This is a genomic window from Thalassospira lucentensis MCCC 1A00383 = DSM 14000 (genome assembly GCF_000421265.1).
Taxonomy (GTDB): domain Bacteria; phylum Pseudomonadota; class Alphaproteobacteria; order Rhodospirillales; family Thalassospiraceae; genus Thalassospira; species Thalassospira lucentensis.
The window spans coordinates 113,731-130,534 of the sequence record NZ_ATWN01000004.1; the positions used below are offsets into that span (position 1 = coordinate 113,731).

At 53.7% G+C, this 16,804-nt stretch carries 16 protein-coding genes; 9 read left to right on the forward strand and 7 right to left on the reverse strand.

The annotated features are described in order from the left end of the window. Positions 1-98: 98 nt before the first annotated feature. The 6 genes from K355_RS0109650 to K355_RS0109675 all read right to left on the reverse strand — a co-directional run bounded on the left by K355_RS0109650 (position 99) and on the right by K355_RS0109675 (position 6,346). Positions 99-1,523, reverse strand: a complete 1,425-nt coding sequence (locus K355_RS0109650; RefSeq protein WP_022731928.1) for an aldehyde dehydrogenase family protein — start codon at positions 1,521-1,523, stop codon at positions 99-101. 73 nt (positions 1,524-1,596) lie between these two features. Next, a complete protein-coding gene (locus K355_RS0109655) occupies positions 1,597-2,328 on the reverse strand; it encodes an MBL fold metallo-hydrolase (RefSeq protein ID WP_022731929.1) in 732 nt (243 codons plus the stop codon). Continuing rightward, the gene (locus K355_RS26300; RefSeq protein ID WP_022731930.1) at positions 2,325-3,440 is read right to left on the reverse strand and encodes an ABC transporter ATP-binding protein; all 1,116 of its coding nucleotides are present in this window, start codon (positions 3,438-3,440) and stop codon (positions 2,325-2,327) included. The genes K355_RS0109655 and K355_RS26300 overlap by 4 nt, the downstream gene beginning before the upstream one ends. Further along, the gene (locus K355_RS0109665; protein ID WP_028791481.1) at positions 3,437-4,228 is read right to left on the reverse strand and encodes an ABC transporter permease; all 792 of its coding nucleotides are present in this window, start codon (positions 4,226-4,228) and stop codon (positions 3,437-3,439) included. The genes K355_RS26300 and K355_RS0109665 overlap by 4 nt, the downstream gene beginning before the upstream one ends. A gap of 2 nt (positions 4,229-4,230) precedes the next feature. After that, on the reverse strand, positions 4,231-5,094 hold the full coding sequence (locus tag K355_RS0109670) for an ABC transporter permease (RefSeq protein ID WP_022731932.1): 864 nt from the start codon (positions 5,092-5,094) through the stop codon (positions 4,231-4,233). Positions 5,095-5,257: 163 nt separating this feature from the next. Further along, the gene (locus K355_RS0109675; protein ID WP_022731933.1) at positions 5,258-6,346 is read right to left on the reverse strand and encodes an ABC transporter substrate-binding protein; all 1,089 of its coding nucleotides are present in this window, start codon (positions 6,344-6,346) and stop codon (positions 5,258-5,260) included. A gap of 141 nt (positions 6,347-6,487) precedes the next feature. On the opposite strand from K355_RS0109675, the gene K355_RS0109680 reads away from it, so the two are divergent. The 4 genes from K355_RS0109680 (at position 6,488) to K355_RS0109695 (ending at position 10,418) form a co-directional block, all read left to right on the forward strand. Further along, positions 6,488-7,111: a TetR/AcrR family transcriptional regulator gene (locus K355_RS0109680; protein WP_022731934.1), complete on the forward strand. Its 624-nt coding sequence runs from the start codon at positions 6,488-6,490 to the stop codon at positions 7,109-7,111. Positions 7,112-7,274: 163 nt separating this feature from the next. Beyond that, positions 7,275-8,273 (forward strand): helix-turn-helix domain-containing protein, encoded by a 999-nt coding sequence (locus tag K355_RS23675; RefSeq protein WP_022731935.1) that lies wholly within the window; start codon positions 7,275-7,277, stop codon positions 8,271-8,273. A 105-nt stretch (positions 8,274-8,378) separates the two neighbouring features. Next, positions 8,379-9,224, forward strand: a complete 846-nt coding sequence (locus tag K355_RS0109690; RefSeq protein ID WP_022731936.1) for an AAA family ATPase — start codon at positions 8,379-8,381, stop codon at positions 9,222-9,224. A 6-nt stretch (positions 9,225-9,230) separates the two neighbouring features. Next, positions 9,231-10,418: a vWA domain-containing protein gene (locus tag K355_RS0109695; protein ID WP_022731937.1), complete on the forward strand. Its 1,188-nt coding sequence runs from the start codon at positions 9,231-9,233 to the stop codon at positions 10,416-10,418. A 42-nt stretch (positions 10,419-10,460) separates the two neighbouring features. Here the strand turns inward: K355_RS0109695 and K355_RS0109700 are convergent, their stop codons facing one another. Continuing rightward, a complete protein-coding gene (locus tag K355_RS0109700; RefSeq protein ID WP_022731938.1) occupies positions 10,461-10,877 on the reverse strand; it encodes an Lrp/AsnC family transcriptional regulator in 417 nt (138 codons plus the stop codon). Positions 10,878-11,015: 138 nt separating this feature from the next. Here K355_RS0109700 and K355_RS0109705 point away from each other — a divergent pair, with 138 nt between their 5' ends. The 5 genes from K355_RS0109705 to K355_RS0109730 all read left to right on the forward strand — a co-directional run bounded on the left by K355_RS0109705 (position 11,016) and on the right by K355_RS0109730 (position 16,748). Next, positions 11,016-12,722: a M20/M25/M40 family metallo-hydrolase gene (locus K355_RS0109705; RefSeq protein WP_022731939.1), complete on the forward strand. Its 1,707-nt coding sequence runs from the start codon at positions 11,016-11,018 to the stop codon at positions 12,720-12,722. Positions 12,723-12,889: 167 nt separating this feature from the next. Continuing rightward, positions 12,890-13,960 carry a glycerophosphodiester phosphodiesterase gene (gene glpQ, locus K355_RS0109710; protein WP_051145974.1) on the forward strand — a complete coding sequence of 357 codons (1,071 nt, stop codon included), beginning with the start codon at positions 12,890-12,892 and terminating at the stop codon, positions 13,958-13,960. A gap of 131 nt (positions 13,961-14,091) precedes the next feature. Then, positions 14,092-14,694 (forward strand): NAD(P)H:quinone oxidoreductase, encoded by a 603-nt coding sequence (gene wrbA, locus K355_RS0109715; RefSeq protein WP_022731941.1) that lies wholly within the window; start codon positions 14,092-14,094, stop codon positions 14,692-14,694. Between the two features lie 222 nt (positions 14,695-14,916). Further along, positions 14,917-15,780: a pirin family protein gene (locus tag K355_RS0109725; protein WP_022731943.1), complete on the forward strand. Its 864-nt coding sequence runs from the start codon at positions 14,917-14,919 to the stop codon at positions 15,778-15,780. Between the two features lie 185 nt (positions 15,781-15,965). Next, positions 15,966-16,748, forward strand: coding sequence for a substrate-binding periplasmic protein (locus K355_RS0109730; protein ID WP_162142293.1), 783 nt, complete (start codon positions 15,966-15,968; stop codon positions 16,746-16,748). Positions 16,749-16,804: the final 56 nt, after the last annotated feature.

Consider the following 16,804-nt stretch of genomic DNA (forward strand, 5'->3'; position numbering starts at 1 on the left):
GGGAGGATTGCAACCGGTTGCGCGGTATATTTTGTCACAAAATCAAAAGGCCCCGGAACATGCCGGGGCCTTGTTAGAGCAAGGTGTTTTTACCGTGATCAGGGCTTGTGCAGCATTTTGACTTCCATGAAATCTTCAAGGCCAAACATCCCGCCTTCACGGCCAACGCCTGATTGCTTAAAACCGCCAAACGGGCTTCCAGCGCGCGGGAAGGCACCATTGATGCGAACCATGCCAGCCCGCAGTTTGCGCGCAACCCGGTCGGCCTTGGCAGCGTCGGGGGTCTGGATATAGGCGGCCAGACCATAGGGCGTGTCATTGGCGATTTTGATGGCGTCTTCTTCGCTGTCAAACGGGATCATGACGACGACTGGGCCAAAGATTTCTTCGCGTGCGATGCGCATACTATTGTTCACATCGGCAAAGATGGTTGGTTTGGTGAAGTATCCTTCGTTAATGCCATCAGGTTTACCCACACCCCCGACCAGAAGTTTCGCCCCTTCGTCGATGCCTGCCTGAATAAGGGTTTGAACCCGGTCATATTGGATGTGGCTGACCAGTGGGCCGATATGATTGCCCTCAACCGTTGGATCACCGACGGATGCAGCGTCGCCAACGCGCTTGGCGACCTTGACGGCTTCGTCATAGATCGACCGTTGTACCAGCATCCGGGTCGGGGCGTCACAGGTTTGACCGGTGTTGTTAAAGACATCGAGAACGCTAAAGGTAATGCGGTCTTCGATATCGACGTCGTCAAAGACGATGTTGGGTGATTTGCCGCCCAGTTCCAAGGTGACGCGTTTGATATTTTCGGCGGCATCCTTGGTAATCGCCTTGCCCGCACGGGTCGATCCGGTAAAGGACATCATGACGATATCGGGGTGGCGCGACATGGTGGCACCGGCAACCGGACCAGCCCCCTGAATAAGGTTAAAGCTACCCGCCGGGAAGCCGGCCTCATGGATCATTTCAGCATAAAGCATCGCATTGAGTGGGGTAAATTCCGATGGTTTCAGAACACATGTACAGCCGGTCGCCAAGGCCGGAATGACTTTGAGCACAATCTGGTTCATCGGCCAGTTCCATGGCGTGATCAGGCCGCACACCCCAATTGGTTCACGCAAAAGCGTTTCACCATTATGCAGGGTTTCCTCGGTTTTAAGGTCGCGGAGGGCCTTGATGAAATCTTCAAGATGATCGACGCCGGCAGCGGCCTGTTGTTCGTGCGACATGGTCGTTGGTGCACCCAGCTCGGACGTAATGGTACCCGCGACTTCATGATAACGGCGCTTGTAAATCGCTAGCAGACGTTCAAGCATGCCAAGCCGTTCATCCACCGTTGTCTGGCTGTAGGTCACAAAGGCGCACTTGGCTGCGGCGACGGCAAGATCGACGTCTTCTTCGCTGGCCAGCGTAATCTGGGTGATGACTTCTTCGGTCGCCGGATTGATGACGTCCATCTTCTGGGACGAAATCGGATCAATCCATTTGCCATCGATATAGAATTTACCTGCGTTTTGCATCGGAAGTCTTCCTGATTATATTGGGTTGGTTGGCCGTGCCGTGGTGTTTGCGTTCAGTGCGGCGGGCCTGTTGTCAGGTCCGTTCCCGCAGCCAGTTTTTGATAATTTCGCGGTGGCGCTCACCACTGTAACTGGCGAAATGTCCGCCGTGAACCACACGGACAGGCAAGTCATAAAGCCGTTCCATGGAGCGCACGTAGTCCTTTGCATTGGCATGATAGGTGTCTTCGATCAACGGCCCATCATACACAATATCACCGGAAAACAGGATGCTGGTTTTAGCTTCCCAAAGGGCGATGCCGCCCGGCGAATGGCCCGGCGTGTGGATGACCTCAAAATGCCGATCACCCAGATCAATCACATCGCCATCCTCGACAATGCGCGTTGCCGGGGCGGCCTTCACCGCATAGGTGGTCGAGGCATAGGGGGCAGGGGGCAGCTTGGTGAAAATGTCGTCGGTGACATAGGGATCGGCAAGCGTGTTTTTGCGTGTCGGATGGGCCAGAAGATCGGCCTCGCAGCGATGGCAAATCCGGTTTTCAAATTCATGATGACAACCGATATGGTCAAAATGGGTGTGGCTGGCAACCGCCTGAACGGATCGTTCGGTCACAAGTGGCACCCATTCGGTGAGCGACACAACCCCCATGCCGCTATCGATCAGCATATCGCCATCACGTCCGCGGACGTGCCAGATGTTGCAACGATAGAACTCTTCGATGAACGGCTCCCCGATATAGGTGATGTCATCACCGACACGTTTGAGGCTGTACCAGTCTTCGGCTTTGGCGCGTTCCATACTCATGCCGCGTCCTCGGTTCTTGTGGTGTCAGGGTGCCCGGCCAGAACAACCACCGATGCCGGATCAATCGTCAGATCAATCCACGCCCCGGCTTCAATCACGGCTGATTGGGGCATATGAGCGGTGAGGACGATGTCTGGCGCGTCAACCGGTTCAAGATGGGCGCGATGATGGGTGCCAAAGAACGAACCATCGGTGACCTTGGCCTTGCCAAATGTGATACGCGGGCCGGTTCCCGTGCTGGCGCGGAAATGTTCGGGGCGAATGGCAAGGGTGACTTTTGCGCCCTTGGTCAGGTTCTCATCGCGCAGTGCGGTTTCGGCCAAGCTGACCAAACCCAGCACCGTATCAACATCGACCATACCATCATGACATTTGCCAAGGGTGCCGGGGATGAAATTGACCTCGCCCATGAAGCTTGCCGAAAACAGGGTTCTGGGACGCATATAAATGTCTTCTGGTCGTCCGACGTCCTCGATATTGCCAGCATTCATCACGACAATCCGATCGGCAATCGCCATGGCTTCTTCCTGATCGTGGGTGACGTGAACGAATGTGGTGCCGACCCGTTTCTGAATGGCTTTCAACTCATCCTGCATTTGACGGCGGAGTTTTAAATCAAGCGCACCCAGCGGCTCATCAAGCAACAAAACGTCTGGTTCGACGGCGAGGGCACGGGCAAGGGCAACACGTTGGCGCTGCCCACCCGAAAGTTCATGCGGTTTTTTATCGGCCGATGATTTCAGCCCGACCATATCAAGAAGGTCTTCGGCCTTGGCATGGCGTTCGGCCTTACCGATTTTGCGCATTTTCAGGCCAAACGCGACATTGTCACGCAACGACATATGGGGAAACAGGGCGTAATCCTGAAACATCGTGGTGGTTGGGCGTTTGGATGGGGGCACACGGCCCATATCCTGCCCGTTAATTTCAACCGTGCCGGAACTGGGCGACAGGAAGCCCCCCAGAAGCGACAGAAGGGTCGTTTTGCCACAGCCAGATGGTCCCAGCAGAACGATGAATTCACCGGCCTCAATCTCAAGGCTGACATCGTTAAGGGCGGTGAAATCGCCAAAGATTTTGGTGGCATTGCGGATGGAGACTGGGGCGGTCATTTCTTTGCCGTCCTTCTAAAGATACTCAATTCAAGAATAAGCAGCAGGGCAACCGATACAAGGAAGACAATGCTTCCGACCGCGTTTGTTTTCGGGTTCAGGCCCGACCGCAGCATGCTCCAGATTTCAACTGGCAAGGTGACGTCAAAGCGCGACAGCAGGAAGGATATGATAAATTCATCCCAGCTAAAGGTCACCGACAGGAAAAATGCCGCGAGGATTGATGGCATCAACATGGGCGCGCTGATCTGGGTCATCACCTGCCATTCCGCAGCACCCAAATCACGTGCGGCTCTTTCGATGTTTTTCTGATGGTCGCCCATGGATGCATAAATGATGGCAAAGCACAGCGGCAAATTAATCACCACATGGCCGATCGCGACTGTCCAAAGTGACAGTGATACGCCGAGCCAGTTAAAGGTGGAGAGCAAACCAAGGGCAATGATCAGGTAGCTGACCGTCATCGGCGCCACCAGAAGCCCGCGCTGAAGCCGAGATGCCGGTAACATGAACCGGGCCAGACCATAGGCAGCACAGAAACCAAGAACGCAGGCAATGGTCGATGACCCGATGGCGACCATCAATGAATTTCCAAGGGCGGACATCAGGCGGCTGTCGGCGAAAACCTCCCCATACCATTTCAAGGTCGCACCATTAAACGGCGGGACCGGCAGGCGGCCATCCTGAAACGAAAACAGCACCAGCACCACGACTGGTAAAAAGATAAAGCCATACAGCGCGATCAGATACGCCCACGACAGAACTTTGGAAAAGCGCGATGAAATCATGATCACGTCCTTTCCATTTTAAGCCAGCGGGCACAGGCGATATAGGCCAGTGTCACCACCACCATCAAAATGATCGAAAGGGTCGCGGCCATCGGGAAATCGGCGCGTCGACCAAGTTGCAGCATGATGATTTGCGGCAAAGCCAGTTCATTATTGCCACCCAGAATTTGCGGGGTGATGTAATCGCCAATGCACAGAACAAAGGTCAGAAATGCACCGACCATAATGCCCGGCAATGTGAGGGGTAACACCACATGCCAAAATACCTGAAACCCGTTGGCCCCAAGGTCGGCGGCCGCACGTCGGTAGTTTGGTGGCATCTGCACCAGATTGGCATAGATGGTTAAGGTCAACAGCATGACAAAGAAATGCACAAAGCCAATTACCGTGGCCGAGCGTGTGCTGGCCAATTCAAGCGGTTCGGCAATCAGGCCAATGTGCATCAGGGTATTGTTGATCACCCCGTTTTTGGCCAAGACCAAAAGCCACGAATAAGACCGCACCACATAGCTTGTCCAAAAGGGCAGGATTGCCATGATCAGCGCCATGCGCTGCCACTTTTGCGGGATCCGTTCGGCAATGATCCATGCCAGCGGATAGGCCAGAACAACAGAAATAAGGGTGACGGTAAAGGTGATTTCAAGTGAGACAAAAAGCCCTTTAAGCAAATGGGCCTTTTCAAAAAATGCGATGTAGTTGTCCAGATTCCACGCCATGACCAGTTCGCGGCCTTTGCGGGTGGCAAGGCTGATGGCGGCCATGACGATAAACGGGATTACGAAAAACGCGACGGTCCATAGGAGGGCCGGTGTCACAAACCCCCATGCGCGGCGATTTTCGCGTGTTTCAAGGGTGGCAGAAGCCATCACGGTATCCTTGTCTGCAACGATTAAGACCGGTAAAGGCCCGGTTGCTTTCTTTGGTGGCGTGGGAATGGGGGCGACCGTCGATCAAGCGTAACGCAAGTTCGAACCATTGCCCCGCAAAAAAGCGAGGCAATGGTGGGTGCTCAATACGCAAGGGAGCTACTTATTGTTGAAGCATCTCGACCCAGGCATCCTGCATCTGTGCATCCAGATCGGCATCCGGGATCGGATAAAGTTGCGAATTTTTAAGGTATTCTGCCTGATCATCCCAGCGAAGGGCGGCTTTTTGCGCATCCGAAAGGTTCGCACCAGCCTTGGCGTTGGCGGGCATCCCCCAATAGCATGATGAGGTCGCAAGGCGCGATTGGCCTTCGGGGCTCAGGATGTATTGAACGAACTTCAGGGCCAAGTCAGGCTTTTCGGAATCCTTCATCACCGCAATCGACTGTGCCCAGCGAAGCCCGCCCTGTTTGGGGATGACCCAATCAAGGTTCGGCTTGTCTTCGGACAGAACTGCGGTGATCCATTCACCACCACCGACAAGAATGTCGACCTCACCTGTGGCAAGGGCGGTTTGCGATGACACAACTTCACCGACCTGTTTGGAGGCCTTTTTCATGGCAAACAGCTTTTCCTTAATCGCGGGCATGTCATCCGCACCAAGATCAGCAGTATCAATACCAAGTCCAAGCCCGACCAGACCAATCACCGGCAGGTAATAGTCATAAACCGCAATGCGTCCGGCATATTTGTCCGACCAGATCACCGATATGTCTTCCATGTCTTTGGGATCGACTTTGGTTTTGTCGAACGAGATGGTGTTGTAGCCAAACTTTTCGGTGACGGCATAGGTTTTGCCATCGACCACATTGTTGTCTGCCATCACGACTTCAGGGAAAAGATCGGCTGTTGGTAAGGCGTCAGCCGGAATTTCGGCCAGAATGCCCATCTCAACCGCGCGGTGCACATCAACACCATCAATCACCATCACATCCCAGTCCCCCGGACGTGATTGTTCAATGATCGAAAGGCCCGCACCCGTGCCTTCGTATTCCTTCAGATTGACTTTGACGTCGTATTCTTTCTCAAACGGTTCGATCAAGGCCGGGTCGGTATGGTCGCACCAGACAAGCGCGTTGAGTTCTTCGGTTGCCTGCGCAGATGGAACGATGGCAAGTGCGCCCAAAAGCATGGTCGCAGCGCCGCCCAGCAGCTTATTGCGGGTTTTTCCCGTGGAAACGTGACGAAACATTGGCTCTCCCTGATTTCATATTGAGGCCTCCCTTTGTTGGGTTTTCGACACTCATGCCGGTGTCGTTGAAAAAATATTGAACGTGTTCATTTTTTGAGTCAATGTAAATTTTGAACCTGTTCAGTTTTCGTCGGAGTAAGAATGTTAGGTTTGCGTGCCCAAAAGAAAGCCGATAAGAACCGCCGTATTCTTGAGGCCGCGACGACTTTGTTTCACAAGGTTGGCTATGATGCAGCGCGCATCGAAGACATTGCCGAGATGGCCGGTGTCTCGGTCGGAACGTTCTATAATTACTATAAAAACAAGGGCGACATGCTGATGGCCACCGTCTCAATGGAGGTCGAGGAAGTCCTTGCGGCGGGGAACGGGATCATTGCGCAAAACCATGATGACGTCGGGGCGGCTTTGGCCGAACTGATCGGCACATACTACGCCCATTCGCTTACGTATCTGTCGAAAGAAATGTGGCGGACAGCGATGTCTCTTTCAATCGGGCAACCCGAAACACCGTTTTCAAAACGTTATACTGCCCTTGATTACCGCCTGTCCGAACAGGTTCGCGATCTGTTTGCAGCGTTGCAGGCACGTGGCATCATTCGACAGGACGTCGATTGCGATGCGATGGGCGAACTGATCTTTAACAACGTCAATATGATGTTCATCGAATTTGTTAAAAACGAGGACATGGATGTTGACGGGTTGCAGGCGGAAGTGGCACGGCAGAACGCGCCGGTTGCCTTACTTGTTTCAAACGTCGCACACTGATCGACAGCCCACATCCGTTGGTAAGCGCGGGTCTTTAAACCAGCGTGCGCCTCATCACAGTTGAAATCGTCGATCAATGATAACAACTTCAATAAGATAAGCTGTGATAAAGCGATCATAAAGCCGTGGACAAAAACGCGCGGTGTGACGTTGGGGTGAATGAATGCCGCAGATAAACAAAGATCAGACCCGTGATGCGTTTGACGATGTATCGGCGTACGAGCCCGATGTTGATGTCGGCGACCTGATCCTTGCCGATGGCGACCTTTTTGAATTGCCTGGTGCGCAGGGCCGATTGGAACGTCTTGATTTTGGCAACGGCATGTATCTGCACCGCGCCGAACTTTATGTCCGCGAAGATTCATATTTTAACGTCAAAAATTCTTTGCCGCCGGGATGGTTATCCGGGGCGATTAATGTGATGGGCACCCTTGAGGTTGAATGCCCGGAAGGCAAGCTGCATTCAATGTCGCCAGACGCGGCGATGGTGATGAGGGTTGATCCGCTTGGAACGCGGTATTTTCTGCCCGCCGGGCAAGTGATCCGGCATGTTGGTGTTGTTTCCACGCTTGATCCTTTGCGCGAAAGATTTGGCGACAGGTTGCCCGCGGCGATGGCGCCGTTTTTGTCGGATCGTCAAGATGTTGTCCTGGTCAAGCCTGTGCCCACCTCCAACCGCATGCGCAGCATCGTCAGTGCGATGTTTTCACCGCATGTGACCGGGCTGGGCCACAAGTTCAAACTTGAAGGCCTATCGACCCTGTTTCTCGCCGAACTTATTGACAGTTACCGCGCTTTGGTCGAGGCGGACAATGTTGCACCAGAATTAACGACTTTTGAAAAATCCGCGCATGATGCGGCGGTTTCAAAGATTGTCAGCAATCCGGGGGCGGCGATATCGGTTCCTCAACTGGCCGTTGATGTTGGCGTGTCCGAAAGCCGTTTAAACAGCTTGTTCAAGGCCGAAACCGGAAAATCCTGCGGCGAATTTATCCGCAGTGAACGCATGGCGCTTGCGCAAGAGCTGTTGATGGAGGGTGACATGACGGTTAAGCAGGTCGCCGAAAAAGTTGGCTTTAACCATGTCAGCAATTTTTCCCGGTCCTATCGCGACTGGTTTGGGGAAAGCCCGGCCAGTGCCTTGCGCCGGAAAGAGCGTTAAAGCCAACTTATCGACATCGATAATTGCGAAGTTTTTCTGATCCCTTGCTCAAAGGCGTGCAACGTCTTAGGTTAACGTAAACGTCAACCTTTACTGCAGGGCAACATGAAATTTCGAGGCACAGAAAATTACGTCGCGACCGATGATCTGATGGTGGCGGTCAATGCGGCGATCACGTTGCAACGACCGCTTTTGGTTAAAGGCGAGCCGGGTACCGGCAAAACCGTTCTGGCCGAAGAAATTGCCAAATCATTGGGTAAAAAACTGATCACCTGGTCGATCAAATCTACCACGCGTGCGCAGCAGGGGCTTTATGAATATGACGCAGTGTCGCGCCTGCGCGATAGCCAACTGGGTGATGAGCGGGTTCACAACATTGCCAATTACATCGTTAAGGGCAAATTGTGGGAAGCGTTTGAGGATGAAAGCGCGCCGGTATTGCTGATCGATGAGATTGACAAGGCCGATATCGAGTTTCCCAATGATTTGTTGCAAGAACTCGACCGCATGGAGTTCTTTGTTTACGAAACACAGGAAACGATTAAGGCGACCAACCGTCCGATCGTCATCATCACGTCAAACAATGAAAAAGAACTGCCGGACGCATTCCTGCGTCGCTGTTTCTTCCATTACATCCGCTTTCCCGATGCCGAGACGATGAACCAGATCATCGAGGTGCATTATCCCGGTATTCAGAAACGGCTGGTCGCCGAGGCGCTTAATCTGTTTTACGACATGCGCGATGTGGCGGGTTTGAAAAAGAAACCCTCAACATCGGAATTGCTTGATTGGTTGAAATTGCTGATGGCCGAAGACCTGCCACCCGAAGCCCTGCGCGCCAAGGATAGCAAAACCGCCGTCCCGCCGATGCATGGCGCGTTGCTTAAAAACGAGCAAGACGTCCATCTGTTTGAACGTCTTGCCTTTATGACCCGACGTGAAGGCCGGTAATCGGCGATGTTCACCGGCTTTTTCTATAAGCTCAAAGAAAACCGCGTTCCGGTATCCTTGCGTGAATACCTGACATTGCTTGAGGCGGTGGAACAGGGATTGGCGGGATATTCGGTTGAGGATTTCTATTATCTGGCGCGCGCAAGTCTGGTGAAAGACGAGCGCAACCTTGATAAGTTTGACCGGGTCTTTTCCGAGCACTTCAAAGGGGTGATTGATCTGGCCGACGGGATGGACGAGGTGGCTGAAACCGAGATCCCCGAGGAATGGTTGCATAAACTGGCCGAGAAATTTCTGTCTGAGGAAGAAAAGGCCGAGATCGAAGCGCTTGGCGGCTGGGAAAAGTTGATGGAGACGCTTAAACAGCGTCTTGAGGACCAAAAAGCCCGCCATCAGGGCGGTAATAAATGGATCGGCACGGCGGGGACGTCGCCGTTTGGTGCGTACGGCTATAACCCCGAAGGGGTGCGGATCGGACAAGATAAATCGCGCCATCGCCGCGCGGTAAAAGTCTGGGACAAGCGCGAGTTTAAGAACCTTGATGACAGTGTCGAAATCGGCACGCGCAACATCAAGGTCGCACTTCGTCGATTGCGCAAATGGGCGCGCACCGGGGCGGCCGATGAGCTTGATTTACCCGGCACGATCACATCAACCGCGCGTCAGGGTTGGCTTGACTTGCAAATGCGCCCCGAACGGCATAATTCGGTTAAGGTCCTGATGCTGTTTGATATTGGCGGATCTATGGATGACCATATCCGGGTCTGCGAAGAATTGTTTTCAGCGGTCAAAACCGAGTTCAAGCATCTTGAATATTACTACTTCCACAATTGCCCTTATGAAGGGCTGTGGAAGGACAATGCACGCCGGCGATCTGATCAGGTGTCGACGTGGGATGTGATCAATACCTATGGATCTGATTATAAGTTGGTGATTGTCGGCGATGCCACCATGAGCCCATATGAGATTACCTATCCGGGGGGCGCAGTTGAATATTGGAACGCCGAAGCCGGGGCGGTATGGATGCAGCGTCTGCTTGATCATTTCGACCATGCCGCATGGATCAATCCGCAAGCAGAAAATTGGTGGCCGTACCACCAGTCAATCCAGATCATGCATCAACTGATGGCGGGGCGGATGTTCCCGCTGACGCTTGATGGGCTGGATCGCATGACCGGGGAACTTAATCGTTAAAGCCCGCCCGCAGTCCATGCATGCGCACATTCTGGCTCCCGATCAGGCCGGGCCAAGAAACAGATAGCTTTCGGTTTTGGCGATGCCTTCCATGGCGCGGACTGTGGTCACTGTCTGATGGAAATCGGAAAGGGCGGGGACCTGAATTTCTGCAATCAGGTCCCATTGGCCATTGGTGGTATGCAGGGCAGAAAATCCAAGGTTCTTGCGCAAGGTTGCCACCATGGATTTGACGTTCTTGCCCGACAGCTCAATCATCATCATCCCACGAATGGTCCCATCCGCGGCATTATCACGCAGCCGGACCGTGAAACCGGCAATCACGCCCTGTTCGGTCAGGCGGTCCATCCGGGTTTTGACTGTACCAGCTGCCACCCCCAGAAGTTGGGCCAGTTTCGGGACCGAAGCCCGGGCATTGATACGCAGTTCGGCAAGCAGGCGACGGTCAAGATCATCCATAGCGGGCTCTTTGGGATTGACGATTTCAGCAATTGTTCTGATGAAAGTGTCAGTTTGTCGCGTAAAATTCCACTAAATTGACGTTTTAAATGGTTTTGGCGCGGCATATTATTGCCTCTATCATTAGGGAGTAATCACATGACCACGTCTGAAACTCCGTGGGCGCCTTATGCCCGGACTGCCGAAATTGCCGACCGACTGACCCGGTTTGGCAGTGTTACCGGCACGGCTGGCGAAGCCGACATCACCGGTCTGATTGTCGAAATTCTAAGTGAAATTCCCTATTTCTGCGATCATCCCGACGATATCGCCGTGATCGACAGCCATCCGGTTGCCGGTGGTGCGAAAATGGCAAAAAGTGTCGTGGCGCTGGTGCGGGGCACCGGGCGACAGGCATTGAGACAGACACTGGCAATGGCTGGGCATTTCGATGTGGTGTCGATTGAAAACTATCACGATCTGAAACATCTGGCTTTCAGCCCCGATCAATTGCGTGATGCCTTGATACGCGATCTGTCCGGACGGGCGACGCCAAGTGAGGCCGAAAAACTGGCACTGCGTGATTTTCAAAGCGGCGATTTCATTCCCGGTCGTGGGTTGCTGGATATGAAAAGCGGTGATGCGGCAGGCATTGCCTTTCTCGAACATTTTAGCCAGCAAGCTGAGCGACAGGGCAATGTCGTTTTGTTCCTGACCCCGGATGAGGAACGCAATTCCTGTGGGATGCGCAGTTTGCGCAATGCGTTGCCCGAGCTTTCGCGACGCTGGGATATCGAGATTGTCGGCGGGGTCAATCTCGACGCCAGCAGCGATCCGGCAAATGGTGAAATCGGCAGGGCCATTTTCCATGGATCGGTCGGAAAATTGTTGCCCTTTGCGCTGGTGGCCGGGTTGCCAACCCATGTCGGATATCCGTTTGACGGCATTTCTGCCCATGCGATGGCATCTGAAATCATGGGGGCGATTGAAGCCAACAGCGATTTATGTGACAGCGGTACGCATGAAACGGCCCCACCTCCGGTCTGTCTCGAAGCCCGTGATCTGCGCGATAATTATGAGGTCACCACGCCGGAACATGTCTGGATGGCGTTTAACTGGCTGGTGATGGGCAAAAGCTGCGCGGACCTGATGGCCGATTTTGCCGACATCGTGACCGCGGCAGGCAACCGGGCATTGGATCGGTTCGAACAAAATGCCAAGTCCTATGCCAAAGCAAACCAGCAAGACGCCCCCGCACCGATGCCGCCTTTGCGTGTTGTAACGGTGGCGCAATTGCTTGACATGGCATTTGCCGCTGGTGGGGCGGACGCGCTTGATCGGATTGATGCCGTTTCGACGGCAAGTGCGGCGGAGGGTAATCCACTGAACCGCAGCCGCAAGCTGGTCCGCGCGATGCTTGACGAGGCCCATTTGCGCGGCCCGGCCGTGGTGGTCGGGGTTGCCGGATTGCATTACCCGCCGGTCCATGTCGATCCGAACCAAGAAACTGACAGGGTTTTCCTGGATGCGATTGATCGGGCCCGGTTCACGATCGAGGCCCGGCATAAAACGGAGATTTGTCACCGTGGCTATTTCATGGGGATTTCCGATATGAGCTTTTTCGGGCATGCACCGGACGTGGGCAATACTGAAATCATCGCCGCGAACACCCCGATTGCAGAATTGGTCGATCATCCGGTGGCGGATGCGCTACGCTATCCGGTGGTCAATATCGGACCATGGGGACGTGAATATCATCAGCGTCATGAACGGCTTTACGCGCCTTATGCTTATGGTGTGCTGCCCGATTTTCTGGCGGAGATTGCGTCGGAATTTCTTGGGAGTGCAGATGCCCCCGACAGGTGATTGTGGAACTCAATCGATCACCATGCGTTGTCCCTAACGTGTAACAGTTTCATGAAGAACATAAAAACGGCGCATTGGCGCGTTTGTGTGTGATGAAGCTGAGCCTATAGTCCAGAAAACACAGCCTGAAATAAGGGCGGTGGCACATGGAATTTAAGGAATTTGGGATGCTGGTACAAAAAATGATCCGCGCGGCGCTGTTGAGTGTCGGCCTGTCGGTCGCAGGGTTTCTGATGGCGCCGGGACTGGGTGTTACACCTGCGGCGGCACAGGATATTACCCAGGAAAGGATGGTAATTGCCCATCGCGGGGCATCGGGTTATTTGCCTGAGCATACTTTGCCCGCGGTGGCACTGGCCTGTGGCATGGGGGCTGATTACATCGAACAGGACGTGGTGCTGTCAAAGGACGGTGTGCCGGTCATCCTGCATGATATTCACATTGATACCACCACCGATGTCGCAGCCAAATTCCCCGATCGCAAACGCGAAGACGGGCGGTATTACGCGATTGATTTCACGCTTGCTGAACTCAAAACCCTGAATGTCACCGAACGGTTCAAAGCCGACACCGGAGAGCAGGTCTTTGGCGGACGTTTCCCCAAGGAATTCGGGATGTTTAAAATCCCGACCCTTGATGAAGAAATCATGATGATCCAGGGGCTGAATAAATCCAACAAACGTGACGTCGGAATTTACCCGGAAATCAAGGATCCGGCATTCCATCATGCCGAAGGCAAGGACATCGCCAAGACCGTGATCACGGTGCTGGAAAAATGGGGATATAACAATCCTTCGTCCAATTCCTTTGTGCAGTCGTTTGACTGGGCGGAAACCAAGCGCATCCGTAATGAGCTTGGCTATCAGGGTAAGCTGGTTCAGCTGATTGGCGAGAACAGGTGGGGCGCGCCCGAAGGTACGGATTACGACTATCTGAAATCCGACGATGGTATCGTCGAAATGGCCGGCGTGGTCGATGGGATCGGTCCATGGTTGCCCCAGGTTATCGAAGGGCTAAGTGCGGATGGTAAGGCCATCATGACGCCAACCCTGATTGCCGCCCAGCGTGCGCAACTGATGATCCATCCCTATACCCTGCGTGCCGATCAATTGCCCAAATGGGCGGGGGATATGGATATTGCGCTCGACGCGATTTTTGATGATGCCGGGATTGATGGAATCTTCACCGATTTCCCTGATCAGGTCGTGCAATATCTGGCCGAACATCCCGCATCCTGATGTGCTGATAAACTCAAACATTTTACAGTCTGTTGCGTTATGCGCACCAGACTGTTTCTAACTTTCACGTTCCCAATGCGTGCCTGCAACGGCACTATTGCAGGCGATGAAATTCAACCAAGGAGGCGATAATGGCTAAAGTTCTCGTGCTTTATTATTCGATGTACGGACATATCGAAACCATGGCGAATGCCGTGGCCGACGGCGCGCGCGGTGTTGCCGGAACCCATGTCGATGTTAAACGTGTGCCTGAAACCATGCCCGAAGACGTGGCAAAGGGTGCAGGTGCCAAGCTTGATCAGGCAGCCCCGGTCGCCACGGTTGACGAATTGCCTGAATATGATGCGATCATCTTTGGTGTGCCGACCCGCTTTGGCAATATGCCCGGTCAGATGCGCACGTTCCTTGATCAGACCGGTGGTCTTTGGGCCAAGGGCAAACTGATTGGTAAAATCGGTTCTGTGTTTACATCCACCGGGACCCAGCATGGCGGTCACGAAACCACCATCACCTCGACCCATACGACGCTTCTGCATCAGGGAATGGTGATTGTTGGTGTGCCTTATAGCTGTGCGGGCCTGACCAACATGGATGAAATCACCGGTGGGTCGCCTTATGGCGCGGGTACGCTTGCGGGTGCGGATGGTTCACGCCAGCCGTCACAAAACGAACTCGATATCGCCAAATTCCAGGGCAACCACGTTGCCGAACTGGCCGCAAAACTGGCGGGCTGATCGCGATCAGTCGCAATCACGTAAACCACCAAAGGCAGCCTTGGGAAACCGGGGCTGCCTTTGATATGGGCTTGGGCCCAAAGGCGATCTTCAGACGTGTTTGTTGGTCATAGGGAAACAATCAGGTGCCTGATTGAACCTTGTTTGGCGACAGTTTTGTGCGAAAGTGGGGTATGACATTTGCCCGGTTTTGCGGGCGCATCAAAATACAGGAGGTCACCCATGTCCGACGCTGTTTCCAATCTGCGCAATGTCGCCAAGGTTTTACGGGCGATGGATACATCCGATGGTGCGGGTGTGTCGCTTAAACGGTCTATCGGGACGCCAGAGCTTGATATGCTTGATCCGTTTCTGATGCTGGACTCGATTTCGACCGATAATGCCGATGAATACATCGCCGGTTTCCCCGAGCATCCCCATCGCGGGTTTGAGACCGTGACCTATATGGTCGAAGGGGCGATGCGCCATCAGGACAGCATGGGCAACGAGGGCGTTTTGCGTTCTGGCGGTGCGCAGTGGATGACAGCTGGAAGCGGTATCGTCCATTCGGAAAAGCCTGAACAGGAAGGTGGCCTGTTGCAGGGGTTCCAGCTTTGGATCAATTTGCCTGCAAAGGACAAAATGATCGATCCGCGCTATCAGAACCTTGAGCCAAACGAAGTACAGGAACTGTCACCGGCCAAGGGGGTGAACCTGCGTTTGCTGGCGGGTGAAATGTTTGACAAAAGCGGCCCGATCAATGGCATTTCGACAAATCCTGTTTTTGTTGATGTCAAACTTGATGCGGGGGCCGAGGTCACCATCCCGTTGCCCAAGGGGCACACCGCCGTGGTTTATGTCTTTATCGGGGATGCCGTGGTTGCGCAGAAAGACGTCCCGACCCATCATCTGGCTGTTCTGGCCAATGGGGAGGGTGTGACGCTTACGGGTGGTGAAGATGGCGGACGAATGCTGGTGATTGCCGCACGTCCCTTGCGTGAAGAGGTCGTGCGTTATGGCCCGTTTGTCATGAGCAGTAAAAAAGACCTGATGCAGGCGTTTGACGATTTCCAGAACGGAAACTTCGTCCGCAAGGCGGCATCGTAAAGTTTTACGGTGCCACGCGCGGCAAACTATAATGCAAAAGCCCCGGTCTGTTCAGTCATCTGTTCTGGCCGGGACTTTTTGTATGTCAAAGGTTTGAAGCCCGTTTTGATATAATTGCAACCTTGAAAAGCTAGTGAGTTTTTCTAACCTATAGGATGTACGAAACAGACGGTGAAGACTGCGCAATGACATTTGCAGTACGACGCATCTTTTATACTGCCGTGATATTGGCAAGCTTGGCGGCAGCGATGCCTGTAAATGTGCCCGCAAATGCACATGACCTGCGTATGGAAATGCGTTTGGTCACGGGGGATGCTTTCCCGCCTTTTGCCGACCGGGCATATGATGGGGGCGGTATTGTTACCGAAGTTGTCCGCCGAAGTTTCGATGCCATGGGCTATCAAAATGTTTCGGTGATCTGGCGGTCATGGCTCAAAGGGTTTGAAATGACCGTTGAGGGACGGGTGGATGGCACGTTCCCCTATGCCCAGACGCCATCGCGCAAGAAACTGGTGCTGTTTTCCGAACCGATCGCCAACCTGTCGGCCTATGGCTGGTTTGCCAGAAAACACGAAAAATATGATGACAATATAGATCTTCTGGGAAAGTCGCTTTGCCTGCCGTTGGGGCACGGGGAACTTGGCCATACCGGAAAACTTTTGGCATCGGGACAGGCGAAACGTGTGTCGCCGCCCGATATGAAAACCTGTTTTAAACTGTTGGCTGCAGGACGGGTCGACAGTGTCGTGTCTCCGGTGCCAGAGGCCCTCAATGCCATGTCAGAGGCAGGCCTTTCGCCCGATGATTTCGACCATATCGGCCAGAGCCTGTCGAACATGCCGCTGTATTTCGTTGTTGGCGTCAATCACCCATCGGCACAAAGGATCATCAAGGATTTCAATGCCGGTCTTGCGGTGTTGCGTGCGAACGGTGAACTTGAGAAAATCCTGGGACAAGGGCATTACTGACGCCAGTGTGGGCTAGGATGACAATCATATCATGAGACACGAAAGGTTCCTGACGG

Excerpts from the sequence above, each read along its gene's own strand:
- K355_RS0109705 (WP_022731939.1), top strand. The coding sequence starts at position 11,016 with ATGACCACGTCTGAAACTCCGTGGGCGCCTTATGCCCGGACTGCCGAA.
- K355_RS0109680 (WP_022731934.1), top strand. The coding sequence starts at position 6,488 with ATGTTAGGTTTGCGTGCCCAAAAGAAAGCCGATAAGAACCGCCGTATT.
- K355_RS0109670 (WP_022731932.1), bottom strand. The coding sequence starts at position 5,094 with ATGGCTTCTGCCACCCTTGAAACACGCGAAAATCGCCGCGCATGGGGG.
- K355_RS0109725 (WP_022731943.1), top strand. The coding sequence starts at position 14,917 with ATGTCCGACGCTGTTTCCAATCTGCGCAATGTCGCCAAGGTTTTACGG.
- K355_RS26300 (WP_022731930.1), bottom strand. The coding sequence starts at position 3,440 with ATGACCGCCCCAGTCTCCATCCGCAATGCCACCAAAATCTTTGGCGAT.
- K355_RS0109655 (WP_022731929.1), bottom strand. The coding sequence starts at position 2,328 with ATGAGTATGGAACGCGCCAAAGCCGAAGACTGGTACAGCCTCAAACGT.
- K355_RS0109695 (WP_022731937.1), top strand. The coding sequence starts at position 9,231 with ATGTTCACCGGCTTTTTCTATAAGCTCAAAGAAAACCGCGTTCCGGTA.
- K355_RS0109690 (WP_022731936.1), top strand. The coding sequence starts at position 8,379 with ATGAAATTTCGAGGCACAGAAAATTACGTCGCGACCGATGATCTGATG.
- K355_RS0109730 (WP_162142293.1), top strand. The coding sequence starts at position 15,966 with ATGACATTTGCAGTACGACGCATCTTTTATACTGCCGTGATATTGGCA.
- K355_RS0109700 (WP_022731938.1), bottom strand. The coding sequence starts at position 10,877 with ATGGATGATCTTGACCGTCGCCTGCTTGCCGAACTGCGTATCAATGCC.
- wrbA (WP_022731941.1), top strand. The coding sequence starts at position 14,092 with ATGGCTAAAGTTCTCGTGCTTTATTATTCGATGTACGGACATATCGAA.
- K355_RS23675 (WP_022731935.1), top strand. The coding sequence starts at position 7,275 with ATGCCGCAGATAAACAAAGATCAGACCCGTGATGCGTTTGACGATGTA.
- K355_RS0109675 (WP_022731933.1), bottom strand. The coding sequence starts at position 6,346 with ATGTTTCGTCACGTTTCCACGGGAAAAACCCGCAATAAGCTGCTGGGC.
- glpQ (WP_051145974.1), top strand. The coding sequence starts at position 12,890 with ATGCTGGTACAAAAAATGATCCGCGCGGCGCTGTTGAGTGTCGGCCTG.
- K355_RS0109665 (WP_028791481.1), bottom strand. The coding sequence starts at position 4,228 with ATGATTTCATCGCGCTTTTCCAAAGTTCTGTCGTGGGCGTATCTGATC.
- K355_RS0109650 (WP_022731928.1), bottom strand. The coding sequence starts at position 1,523 with ATGCAAAACGCAGGTAAATTCTATATCGATGGCAAATGGATTGATCCG.